The 12,261-nt window shown below is 75.4% G+C and carries 7 protein-coding genes; all 7 read right to left on the bottom strand.

Annotation, left to right across the window (positions count from 1 at the left end):
• Positions 1-464: 464 nt before the first annotated feature.
• The 7 genes from ACFVXH_RS21345 to ACFVXH_RS21315 all read right to left on the bottom strand — a co-directional run bounded on the left by ACFVXH_RS21345 (position 465) and on the right by ACFVXH_RS21315 (position 12,202).
• Complete coding sequence (locus ACFVXH_RS21345; protein ID WP_387826021.1) at positions 465-1,517, bottom strand: aromatic ring-hydroxylating dioxygenase subunit alpha; 1,053 nt, start codon at positions 1,515-1,517, stop codon at positions 465-467.
• Between the two features lie 7 nt (positions 1,518-1,524).
• On the bottom strand, positions 1,525-2,379 hold the full coding sequence (locus ACFVXH_RS21340; protein ID WP_074005600.1) for a class I SAM-dependent methyltransferase: 855 nt from the start codon (positions 2,377-2,379) through the stop codon (positions 1,525-1,527).
• Positions 2,380-2,516: 137 nt separating this feature from the next.
• Positions 2,517-2,927 (bottom strand): PPOX class F420-dependent oxidoreductase, encoded by a 411-nt coding sequence (locus tag ACFVXH_RS21335; RefSeq protein WP_387826018.1) that lies wholly within the window; start codon positions 2,925-2,927, stop codon positions 2,517-2,519.
• A 34-nt stretch (positions 2,928-2,961) separates the two neighbouring features.
• Entirely contained in the window at positions 2,962-7,719 is a 4,758-nt protein-coding gene (locus ACFVXH_RS21330) for a DNA repair ATPase (RefSeq protein WP_387826015.1), read from the bottom strand.
• Positions 7,720-7,825: 106 nt separating this feature from the next.
• Entirely contained in the window at positions 7,826-9,856 is a 2,031-nt protein-coding gene (locus ACFVXH_RS21325) for a flotillin family protein (protein WP_049655427.1), read from the bottom strand.
• A gap of 124 nt (positions 9,857-9,980) precedes the next feature.
• Positions 9,981-10,709, bottom strand: coding sequence for a hypothetical protein (locus tag ACFVXH_RS21320; protein ID WP_387826012.1), 729 nt, complete (start codon positions 10,707-10,709; stop codon positions 9,981-9,983).
• A gap of 371 nt (positions 10,710-11,080) precedes the next feature.
• A complete protein-coding gene (locus ACFVXH_RS21315) occupies positions 11,081-12,202 on the bottom strand; it encodes a PucR family transcriptional regulator (protein ID WP_387826009.1) in 1,122 nt (373 codons plus the stop codon).
• Positions 12,203-12,261 lie beyond the last annotated feature (59 nt).

The following is a 12,261-nucleotide window of genomic DNA, read 5'->3' as shown; positions in this document are numbered from 1 at the left end:
GCCGGCCACCGTGGCCGTGCTGGTGGGGGGGGGGGGGCGGGGTTGGGGCGTTTTTTCGACCGGGGGTTGGCGGGGGGGGGCACAGGACGTGCGCAGGAAGTCGGGTGGGCCGACTTCCTGCGCACCGGCGGCTCCCCGCAGGGGGTTGACCTGCGGGGAGCCGGGTTGACGTGGCCGTGTCCCGGTACGGGCGGGGCGCGTTGGCCGGGTGTGAGTGGTTTTGGGAGGCTGCCGGAACCGGAACGGCGGCTGGCTGAGGAAACGATCCTGCACGGCGCTCCGGACAGACCGCCGGAGCGGCCGCCGGAGCAGTCGTGGGCGGCGCCCGTGCCGGAACCCGTGGCGGAACCCGGCCCGGAGACGCCCATCTACGCCGAACTGGCCCGGCGCTGGCGGGCCGAGGGGCGGGCCGTCCCCGGGCTGCCCGACCCGGACTGGGAGGCGCCGGCCGCGCCGACCGGGGCTCAGGAGGCGTCCGGCTCCGGCTGGAGCCCGGCGCGGGGGTCAGGGTGGAACCCGGGGGCGGGCTCGGGGTGGAGCCCGGGGTAGAACTGCCGCGCCCACCGGCGGAACAGCCCGATCGAGCGCTCCCCGGGGACGAGCCGGGGCCGCGCCAGGTACCGCTTGTGGTCCAGGACCGGGCGGTCCTGCTTGATGATCCGCACCGAGGCCTGGAGCGCCGCCCAGGAGGCCGCCCGGTCGACGGCCCGCGCCGCGCCGACCCCCGGCACCGGCACCGTGGCGGTCACCGCGAAGCGCACCCTGGTCCGCCACGGCGCGACCGGCGTCGGCAGCACCCACACCCGCAAGGTGCCGCCCACCTGCGGCAGTTCGACCTCCATGCGCATCAGCCCGAGGCCGAACAGCGTCACCGGCTGCTCCAGGCTCACCGCGCCCAGCCCGGGGAACCGGGTCGTGGTGCGCTGGTGGACGGTGAACAGCGGCCCGGCCACCTCGGGCGGGGCGGTCTCCCGGGTGTCCAGGCCGTGCAGCACCCGGGTGTGCCGGAAGTCGACGCTGTTCTCCATCACCTCCTGCGGGTGGGAGAGCACGTCCCCGCTCCACCACGCCAGCGGCCGAACCCCGACCGCCGGCGGCAGCTCCCAGGCCGGTGCGCCGCCGTCCGGACCGCCGCCCGAACCGTTGCCGGGGCCGCCGCCGGGGCCGCACCAGACGAACAGCGCGCCGTCCCGCTCGCACAGCCGGCGCCCGGCCAGGGCGCCCCGGAACCGGATGCCGTCCGGCGAACCGGTGCACGAGCCGTCCGGGCCGAAGGCGAAGCCGTGGAACGGGCAGACCAGCTCCTCGCCCCGGACCTTCCCGCCCGCCCCGAAGTGCGCGCCCAGGTGCGGGCAGTGCGGGCCGACCGCGCGCACCGCGCCCCGGCGGGTCCGGTACAGCACCACGTCCTCGCCCATCAGCCGGACCGTGCGCACCCGCCCGGGCGGCAGGTCCCGGGACCGGCCGACGCAGAACCAGCCACTGGGGTACGGCAGGGGGGCGGAGCGCTCGTCCACGCGGAGTTCACCTCGATGGCTTGACAGCCGTGTGAACGTACCAGGCGACGTGCTCCCGAACGCCGTACATCTCCACCGTGGACCGGAGATTGAGCCACTTGGCCGGATCGCCGAAGCGCCGCAGTATCTCCCACGGCAGCCGGAAGTACGCGTACACGGCCTCCGAGGTCGGCAGGTAGTACGGCGTCGCGTCCAGCGCCTCCTCGACCTCGAAGCCGGCCTCGGCGAGCAGCCGCGACAGGTTGCCGGCGTGGTAGACCTTGGAGCCGGTCATCGTCATCGCGTCCAGGTACGGTTCGATCAACGCCCTTGCGCCCGGCTCCATTTCGTCCAGCGGGCCGGTGCTCATCGGGCCGAGCAGCACCAGCCGGCCGCCCGGGCGCAGCACCCGGTGGAGCTCGGCCAGCGCCCGGGGCGGGTCGTAGGAGTGGACCAGCGTCTCCATCGAGTACGCGCCGTCGAACTCCCCGTCGTCGAAGGGGAGCCGGTGGAAGTCCCCGAAGCGGAACACCGTCCGGTCGCCCATCCGGGCCCGGGCGCTGAGCCGGGCCGCCTCGGCGAGGTGGAAGTCCAGGACGTCGACCCCCGTCACCGCCAGCCCGAAGCGCAGGGCCATCGCCCGGGCCACCACCCCGGCCCCGCACCCGGCGTCCAGCACCCGCGCCCCGGCCGGCAGCGCCAGCTTGCGCCCCAGCACGTCCTCCAACTGCCGCTGCGCCCGCCACAACCGCCACTTCGACTGCCCCGGCTCCGTCCATCCCCAGTGCCGCGCGTTGCGCGCCACCCGGGTGTAGAACCACCGGCTCCCCGCCCGCCCGTACACCCTGCGCAGCCCGGCCAGATCGAGTCCCTGAGCGCTCATGCCAGCGGGTTACCCGGCTCGCGACGCCACCTACCCCCGCCGCCCGCGGATACCCCGATGGAGTGAATCGTGCGGTCATCGTTCCATCGGTGGGGCGGGGGAGGGCGGGCAGCGGGGGAGTCGGGCCCGCCGAGGTGTCAGTCGACGTCCCGGGCGGCGGAGCCCAGGGCCTCCAGGTTCCAGGTGACGATCCGCCGGGGGTGCACCCGGATGACGTCCCGGCTGAACCGGTCTGGCGCCACCGGCGGGACGTCGACGACGAGCACCTCCGCCCGGCCGCGGATCTCCACGCCGCGGCCCCAGCCGGGCGCGACCGGATCGTCGGCGGGCGCCATGTCATCGACCAGGACGGACACCTCGGGGCGGTCCCGGGCGTTGCGGTACTTGCGGCTGCGGGCGTTGTCCGGTCCGCCGATGTCGATGGTGCCGTCCTCGTTGAGCCGGAACCCCACCGGCCGGACCTGCGGGGAGCCGTCCGGGCCGGTGGTGGCCAGGCGGGCCAGCGGTTGGCCGGTGAGGTAGGCGCGTTCGCGCGCGGTGAAGGTCATGCGGACGACGGTAGGAGCTCAAGCGCCCTTCAGGTCAAGGACGCTCGCCGGTTCGTCCGCGCTCCGACCACGAGCGCTTCAGCTCCGCCCAGCGGGTTGCCTGATCCTCTGTCAGGGTGCCACGGAGTTCGGCGAGTTTGAGGAGCTGGGCCTCGGCGTCGGCGCCTAGGGGCTGGGCCTCGGCGCGGTAGTGGTCGGTGAGCAGGGCGTCGAGTTCGGGGCGGGTGAGGGCGGGGTCGAGGCGCTGGGCGAGCTTGGCCATGTTGCGGTAGGAGCCCTGGAGCAGGAAGGGGGGCTCGGTGCGGGTGCGGTCGTCCTGGGCGGCGGAGGCCAGGTAGGCGCGGTTGACGGCCAGGACGGTGGAGCGCAGGTGGAGCAGGCCGGCGAGGACGGCGGTCATCCGCTCGGTCTCGGCGGCGGGCCAGGTGCCGGCCAGGGTGCCGCCGGGCAGGCCGCCGGCGCGGGCGAGCAGGGTGTCCAGGTCGGCGCGCTCGGCGGTGGCGAGCGGGGCCAGGTGGGGGCTGGCGGGCAGGGCGTTCTCGACGAAGCTGAGCGCGAAGAGGTCCTCGCGCCCGGCGACGGCGTCGCCGAGGTTCCACACGTCGGCGCGGTTGGCGAGCATGTCGGGCAGCCGGAAGAGGCGGCCGGACTCGGTGTACGGGTTGGCGGCCATCACCACGGCGAAGCGCTTGCCGCGCAGGTCCCACTCGCGGGCCTCGCCGTCCCAGACGCCGTCGATCCGGCGCTGGGCGTCGCACAGCGGGATGAAGCGCTGGAGGAACTCGGGCGAGGTGTGCTGGACGTCGTCCAGGTAGAGCAGCACGTTGTCGCCCGCGTGCAGGGCGAAGTTGAGCTTCTCGACCTCGCGCCGGGAGGTCGCGTCGGGGGCCTCGGCCGGGTCCAGCGAGGTGACCCGGTGGCCGAGCGCGGGGCCGCTGACGGAGACCAGCAGCAGGCCGAGCCGCTCGGCGAGGTACTCGACCAGGGTGGTCTTGCCGTAGCCGGGCGGGGAGACCAGCAGCAGCAGGCCGCTGCGGTCGACCGGTCCGCCGGGCCCGGCGGTGCCGAGCTGCTTGGCGAGGTTGTCGCCGACCAGCGGCAGGTACACCTGGTCGATCAGCCGGTTGCGGACGAAGCCGTTGAGCGGGGCGGGCCGGTACTGGTCGATCCGCAGCCGGGCGTGCTCGGCGGCCAGCAGTTCGCCGCGCAGCCGCTGGTAGGCCCGGTAGCCGGGCACCTCGACCTGCTCGAACTCCGCCACCCGGGCGAGCAGTTCGTCCAGCCGGAGGTCGAGCGCTCCGCCCGCGAGCCGCGGGTGGTCGCCGAGCAGCCCGGTGATCCGGGCGCCCACGGCCCCCTCGGCGGGGCGGCGCGGCAGGGACGGGCAGAGCAGCGCGGCGGCGGCCTCGGCGAGGTCCGCCGGATCGGCGTCGACGGCGCCCGACTCCAGCCAGGCGGCGGCGAGTTGGCGCCGTACGGGCAGCAGCTCGGGCTCCTCGGGCAGTGCGGCCAGCGCCTCGGTGAGACCGGCCGACTCGGGGGCGGCGCGGAACTTGTCGAGCAGTGCGGCGGCGCCCGTCGAGTGGGCGAAGCTGGGTGCGGCGGCGGCCAGTTCGGCCACCAGGTAGGGCCCGGCGGGCGCCGCTCCCGGGACGAAGTCGGCGACGGCGGAGGAGAGTTCGCGGGCGAGGGCGTCCAGCGCGGCCTGCGCCGGGGCGCCCCCGAAGGCGTCCCGGGCGAGGCCCAGCGAGCGGGCCCGGGTGTGCCAGAGCAGCCGCTGCCGCTCGTCGGCGCCGTGCGCCCAGTACAGCTGCGCGGCCGCCCGGGCGCCCGCCGGGTGGCGCAACAGCCCGGCCTCGGCGTCGAGTCGGAGCAGGGCGCGGAGCAGCAGCGCGGCGTCGTGGTCGTGCACGCCGCGCTGGTAGCCCTCGTCCGGGCGCTGCTCGGCGGCCCGCCGGACGTGCTCCAGCAGCTCGGCGTCGGTGAGCGGCGCCGCCGCCTCGACGGCCGGCAGCAGGCTCGCCGCGAGGTACTCGGCGCGGTACAGCCGCGGGGTCTCCGAGGGCAGCGGGCGGTCCCAGTACCGCTCGGTGGCGGCGAAGGCCGGGTCGGTGACGGGGGAGCGGTAGTCGGTGCCGGTGAGGGTGAAGGCGGGGCGTCCGCGCCAGGGCACCAGGGCGAGTTCGGGGCGCTGGGTGGTGACGGCGAACAGGTGCCGGCCCAGCCGCAGGGTGCCGGGCCCGTCCCCGGCGAGCTCGGCGCGGTCGCGCAGGGCCCGGTGGGCGCGGCCGCGGGCGGCGCGCAGCCGTCCGGTCAGCTCCTCGGCCCGGACCCGGTCGCCGAGCGCGGTCAACTGCCCGGCCAGGTCGCGGAGTTTGACGGCGGTCGGGTCGGCGGCGAGGGCGGCGTCGATCTCGGCGGCGGTGTCAAGACCGGCCAGCCTGCGGTGCAGGGTGTCGAGGACGCGTCCGGCGGAGGCGGCCAGCCGGTCGGCGCGCCGGGCCCGCTCCTCCAGCAGGTGCTGGCGGCGGGCGGTGAGCGCGTCGTGGACCTCGGTGCGGCGGGCGGTGAGCTGCTCGCCGAGCGCCGGGTCGGCGTCGGCGAAGCGGGTCTCCAGCTGCTCGATCCGCAGCAGCAGCCGGCCGAGCTGCTCGTCGCAGGCCTCGGGGGTGTCGGCGGCGGCGAGCGCGGCGGTGGTGGCCTGGCCGAGCAGGGCGGTCTCGGCGGCGAACTCGGCGGCGGCCTCGCGGGTGCGCAGCTCCCGGCGGCGCACGGTCAGCGCGGACCGGGCCCGGTTGAGCAGCCCGAGCACGTCGGCGAGCCGGTCGAGGATCGCGGTGCGGGTGGTGGCGTCGGCCAGGTCGAGGGTGCCGACCAGCTCCGAGACGGTCTGCAGGGCCTCGCTCTGGCCGCCCAGTTCGAGGCCCAGCGGCTCGGCCTCGGCGGCGGTGGCGATGGCGGCGCAGCGCTCGGCCAGCTCGCCGGCCCGCTGCCGGTGGGGCTCGAAGGCGGTCGGCTCGGCGAGCTGGCCGACGGCGCGGTCGGCGGCCTCGGCCAGGCCCTCGGCGAGGTGCGCGGCGAGCCCGTCGATCCGCTCCGGGTCGGCGCGCGGCAGGTCGCGCAGCGCCTCGACGCGGCCCTGGGCGCGGCGCAGTCCGGCCAGCCGGTCGACCCACTCGGCGGCGTCGGCCAGGGTCTCGCCGCGGGCGGTGCGCAGCAGGCCCTCGACGTGCTCGGCGGCCTCGTCGGTCCGCCGGGCGGCGTGCGCGGTGAGCTGGGCGACGGCCTCGTACTCGGCGACGACCTGCCGGGCGGTGTCGCGGATCTCGGCGAGCGGCGCGGCGAGGTCGCCGAGGCCGTCCTGGCCGAGCCAGTGGTGCCGGTCGGCGGTGCGGGTGCAGGCGGCGAGGACGGCCTGGTGGCCGGCCGGGGTGCCGGCGCCGGCCGCGGCCAGCCGGGCCAGGGCCAGGCAGTCGGCCAGGCCGCGGACCAGGTCGGCGTTGCCGATCCGGGCCAACGGCCCGCTGCCGGAAGGCTGTTCGGCGGCGAAGCGCTCGCTGGTGAACGGGGTCTGCCAGAGCTGGACGGGGTGCAGCCGGGTCGGCCCGTCCTCGGCCGGGCGCAGCGCGATCAGGGTGCCGTCGGCGAGCAGCGCGTAGCCCTGGCAGGGCAGCGGGGCGGCGGCCTCCTGGCGGACGCTGTTGTACGGCTGGAGCAGGGCGCGGCCGTCGGCGGGGGAGCGGAACTCGTACAGCACGTCCTCGCCGTTGGGCGAGAGGAGGGTGCGCTCGTAGCGCAGGCCGTCGACCGGCTGGTCGAAGGTGCGCACGGTGCCGTCCACCAGGTGGCAGCCGCCGGGGAAGGCCACGCCCTGGTCGGCGGGCAGCCGCAGGCAGGCCTGGCCGAGCGCGTCGATCCGGGTGACGGTGCCGGTGGGCAGGTGCACCACTAGGTGCCGCTCGGTCTCCTCCTGGTACGGGCGCACGCGCACCAGCAGCAGGGTGCCGAGCCGGGCGTGGGCGATCCGGGCGTCGGCGAGCGTCTGCAGGGCCTCGGCCAGCGGCTCGCGGTGCAGCTCCCGGCCGTCCGGGGCGGTGATGGTCAGCCGGCCGCCGTCGACGCCGACGAGCAGTTCGCCGGCCAGGTCGGCGCGGGGCGGGCGGCCGGGGCCGGCGGGCAGCTGGTCGTCCCGGGTGAGGGCGGTCCACGGCAGCTGCTGCCCGTCGGCGGGGGTGTGGTCGCGTTCGCCGCGCCCGTCCAGGTAGGACGGCTGGGCGTCGTCGGCGAGGCCGTCGTCCAGGCGCCAGCGCAGCACCCGGACGTCGGCGGCGGTCGGGCCGGTGCGGAAGACGGCGAGCAGCCGGCCGTCCACCGCGCGCAGCCGCTCCAGCCGGGCGTCGCGGAAGTAGCGCCGCAGGTCGGCGAGGTCCTGGCGCAGCCGCGGGTCGTCCAGCAGGGTGCCCTCGGCGGGCGCGGGGGAGAGGTCGGGGTGGTGCAGGCCGAGGACGTCGGTGAAGTCCCCGGCGCCGTCGGCGGATTCGGTCGGACGGGTGGCGAGCAGCAGCAGCCCGCCGGCGGCGGTGAGGTCCTGCGGCAGGCAGGCCCGGTCGGTGGTGAGCCGTCCGGTGCCGGCCAGCCGCAGCTCCCCGCCGCCGAACTCGGCGACCCGGCGGGCGTTCAACGCCTGGGCCCGGTCGGCGAGTTCGGCGGCGGCTCGGGCGAGCCGGTCGCGCAGGACCTCGTAGGTGCCGGCGTCGAGCCGGGCGTCGAGGGCGTCCACGGTCACGGTCACGTTCCTCAGTTGACTCGGTCGAATCGGTTGCCGCGATCGATGCGGTTGGATCGGTAGCCGCGGTCAGCGTGCCCGCTCAGCGCGGTCGGCGTGCCCGCTCAGCGGATCACTTGGAGCCGTTGGCCGAGGCGAGCCCGCCGGCCAGCGCCCCGATCGGGGTCTCCGCGACGCCCAGCTTCCGTGCCGACTCCAGCAGTTGGCGCAGCTGACCGGCCTGGTCGCCGGCCCCCGAGCCGATCAGCTTCATCAGCAGGGCCGACACCGTCAGATTCTGCACGTCGGCCGTGGAGACCGAGGAGAGCACCCGGGTGAGGTCGTCCGTGAAGCTCGCCCGCCCGTCCAGCCAGGGCCCGGCCAGAGTCTGCGCGGTCTGCGAGTGGGCGACGAAGGCGTCCACGCTCTTGCCGGCCGACACCGACTGCACCAGCCGGTCGAAGAACACCGAGTCCCCGCCGACGATGTCGATCTTCGCCTTCTCCAGCCCGGCCGCGACCAGCGCCGCCTGGGCCTCGGCGATCTGCCGCTGGGTGTCCAGCCCGGCCAGCCGGACGTCCTTCTCGGCGGCCAGCCGAAGCCGGTACTCCTCGTGCCCGCGCGAGGCCTCGTCCAGCTTGGCCATCGCCGCGGCCTTCTCGGTCAGGCCCTCGGCCTCGGCCTTCAGCCGACCGCCGATCTCCAGCGCGGCCGCCTTGGCCTTCTCCGCCTGGACGACGGCCTCGGCACGGCCGACCTTCTCCACCGCCGCGGCCTCCTGCTCGCGGACCTGGACCCGGGCCAGGCCCTCGGCCGCGGCCTCCGCCCGGACGCCCTCGGCCATCCGGATCTTGGCGGCCGCGTCCAGCTCGGCGGCCTGCTGCCGGGCCTCGGCCAGCACCAGCGCCTCGCGGGCCTTGTGGGTGGCGGCCTGCTCGGCGGCCTCCGCGGCCTTGATGTCCTTGACGAGCTTCTCCTGCGCCTCGGCCTCGGCCTGGATCACGACGGCCTTGCGGACGCGCTCGGCCTCCTCGGTGGCGCGCAGGGTCTTGACGGCCTCCTCCTGCTCGGCGACGGTGCGGTCCACCGCGACCCGCTCGCGGACCACGTCGGCGACCTCGCGCTTGGCGGACTCGAGCTCCTTCTCCTTGGCGATCGTGGCGAGCTGGGTCTCCCGCTCGCGGCCGACGACCTCCAGCAGACGGTCCTTCTCGATCCGCTCGTTCTCCACCGCGATCACCCGCTCGCGGTTCTTCTGCGCCACCGCGACCTCGCGGGCCTGGTTCTCCCGCTGCACCCCGAGCAGCTCCTCGGTGCGCAGGAAGGCGGTCTGGGCGTTGAGCCGCTCCTCCTCCTGCACCCGGGCGATCACCGCGTCCTCCTTGGCCCGCAGGGTCTCGATCTCGCGGCGCTGGCGGATCTCGGCGTCGGCCTGCCGGCGCTCCAGCTCCAGGACGGCCTCCCGGGCGTCCACGTTCTGCCGGGTGATCTCCTTCTCCTCGGTGCGCTGGTACTCGTTGGTGCGCACGTGCTCGATCGCGGTCAGCTCGGTGATCTTGCGGATGCCCTGGGCGTCCAGGATGTTGTCGGCGTCCAGCTGGTTCATCGGGGTCTGTTCCAGGTGGTCGATCGCCGCGTCCTCAAGGGTGTAGCCGTTGAGGTCGGTGCCGATGACCGCGATGATCTGGTCCCGGAACTCGTGCCGGTGGGTGTACAGGTCGGTGAAGTCCAGCTGCTTGCCGACGGTCTTGAGCGCCTCGGCGAACTTGACGGCGAAGAACTCCTGGATCGCCTGCGGATCGCTGGCCCGGGCGGTGCCGATCGACTGCGCGACCTTGATGACGTCCTCGACGGTCTTGTTGACCCGGACGAAGAACGAGATCCGGATGTCCGCGCGGATGTTGTCCCGGCAGATCAGACCGTCCCGCCCGGCCCGGTGGATCTCCACCGTCTTGGCGGTGATGTCCATCAACTCCGCCTTGTGGAGCACCGGGAGGACGATCGCGCCGGTGAAGGTCACGTCCACCTTCTTCGTCCGGGAGACGATCAGTGCCTTGCCCTGCTCGACCTTCTGGAACAGGCGGCCCACGAACAGCAGCATGGCGAGCAGGATGAGCAGCACGACGGCGACGAGCACGCCGAAACCCACGGCGATGGTGTCCATCACGGAGTCCTTTGACGAGATGGCGAGTTGGAGCGAAGAGGTGGTGCGAGGAGTCGATGGGAAGAGGTGGTGCGAAAGGGAAGTGCGGTGGCGGAGGGCCGGCCGGGGAACGGGAGGCCGGGGATCAGACGCCGGTGGACGGCGGCTCGAAGGGCGCCACCAGGAAGTGCTCGCCCACGGCGTCGTAGTCGAAGATCAGGGCGGTCCGCCCGGCCGTCAGGCCCGGTTCGGGCTCCGCCGTGCGGACCTGGACGGTCGCGGTGGAGCCGTCCTCCGCGGTGACCTCGGCCTGCCCGAAGTCGGCCGTCACCCGGCCGGTCCGGATCACGCAGACCCGGCCGACGAAGTCCCCCCGGGTGGCCGGCCGGTCCTGCGGGAACAGCCGCGACAGCGGCCGGACGAGCACCCGGGTGCCCGCCCAGGAGGCGGCCAGCGCGACGACGAACACGCCGCCGCGCGCCGGCGCCCCCGAGGTGAGGACGGTGCCGGCCAGGCTGACGAACCAGGCGAGCGCGACCAGCAGCGACACCGCCACCGTCACGGGCACCCCGCCCAGTCCCAGCGCGTCCAGCACGCCCGTGTGGTGGCCCGCACCGGGTCGGTCGGGTCCCCCGTCGGCACCGTGCCCCCCGGCACCGTGCCCCCCGTGTCCGACGTGCCCCCCGTGCTCGGCACCGAGGTGGTGCCCCGCGTGCCCGACGTCCATGTGGTGCCCGGCGTCGTGCCCCCCGTGCACGGCGCCGGGAACGAGGCCGCCGACCAGCATCAGCAACCAGTACCCGACCACCACCACCAGCGCGAAGCTGAACAGCGCCGTCGGAAAGGCCAGCGCGGCCGCGAAGAATCCCCCCATCCCGGCCACCCTCCCCCGCCTCTCCACCGGCGCCGCGCTTCGGCACCGGGGAGATCATGACAGCGCCGGGGCCCGTCGCACATTGCCAGGATCCGGCAATCTTTACGCCCTCTTGACACCCTGGTACACGCGGCCCGCGTGACACTGCAACAACCAGGCAACAGGACGGGCGCCGGACGGTCGCAGCGGCGCCGCGCGGGTTTCGCGCGGCGGGACCGCGGCGGCCCTTCCCTGGGCGGCGGGGACTACGGCCGTCGTGCCGCGCACTACGGCGGTAGTCCAGCGCACCACGGCGGTAACGCCGCGCACCGCGGCGGTAGTTCCGCGCACTACAACGGTTGTTCCGAGCACTACAGCGGTAGTCCCGCGCACTACAGCGGTTGTTCCGGCCAGTTCAGCAGCCGCGCCCCCATGGCCGCCGTCTCCAGGGTGAAGCGCTGGAGCGCGTCCGCCGGGTCGTACCCGGTGAGCGCCTTGATCCGCTCCAGCCGGTAGCCCAGGGTGCGCACGCTCAGGCCCAGTCGGCGCGCCGCCTCCGCGTTCACGTACGCGGCCTCCGCCTGCACCGCGATGGTGTCCAGCAGCGGACGGGCGCCGCCGCGCGCCTCGGTCAGCGGGCCGAGCACGGTGCGCACCAGGTCGGCCATGGCCGACCGGTCGCGCATCAGCACCGGGAAGACCAGCAGCTCCTCGGCCCGCAGCTGCCGGGCCGGCAGGCCCAGCCGCTGCGCGTAGTCCAGGGCGTCCAGCGCCTCCTCGTAGCTGCGCAGCACCCCGCTCGGCCCCGAGTGCCGGCGGCCGGTGGCCACCCGCCGGACCGGCTGGTAGCCGCGGCCGCTCCCCGGGCGCAGCGTCAGCTCGGCGAAGGCGTCCAGCACGGCCCGCTCGGAGTCCGGGGCGATGCACACCAGCCGGCCGTCCTTGCTGGCCAGCAGCACGTCCCGCTCGCCGAACCGCCCGGCCAGCTCCCGCTCCACCCGGTGCACCAGCGGATGGACGTCCGCGAACGGCTCGTCGCCCACCGCGACCGCCACCGTGTACGCGCCCGCCAGCCGCAGCCCGAACCGCTCCGCGCGCTCGGCGAGCAGCCCGAGGTCGCTGCGGCCGAACAGCAGGTCGTCGATGAACTCCCGCCGGGCGGCCTCCTCCTGGCGGACGGCCAGGCGCTGGGCCCGCTCGTGGCCCTCGCCCAGCGCGGCCAGCGCGGCGTCGGTGGCGGCCAGTACCGCGTCGCCGGTCCGGCGCAGTTCGGTGACGCTGCTCGCGGAGGTCGTCCCGGGCAGGGTCTGCCAGGCCCGCCGGGCCGCGGCCAGGCAGTGCGCGACCACCTCGCGCAGCCCGTGCCCGGCCTCGGCGCAGTGCTCGCCGAGCCTTCGCAGGCGTTCCAGCTCCTCGCGGCGCAGCAGCCGGCCGGTGCGGGAGACGTCGGCGAGCAGCACGAGGTAGACCTCGGCCAGCTCGGTCGGTATGTCGTAGTCGATCTCCTCGGTCACCCTGTCCTGCCAACCCCCGTGCGGCCCGGTATTTCGGCGCTGAATTTATCAGGGGCGCT

This window comes from Kitasatospora sp. NPDC058184, assembly GCF_042883725.1.
GTDB lineage: Bacteria > Actinomycetota > Actinomycetes > Streptomycetales > Streptomycetaceae > Kitasatospora.
The sequence above is the reverse complement of the archived record's forward strand: the minus strand, read 5'-3'. Positions and strand labels throughout refer to the sequence as shown.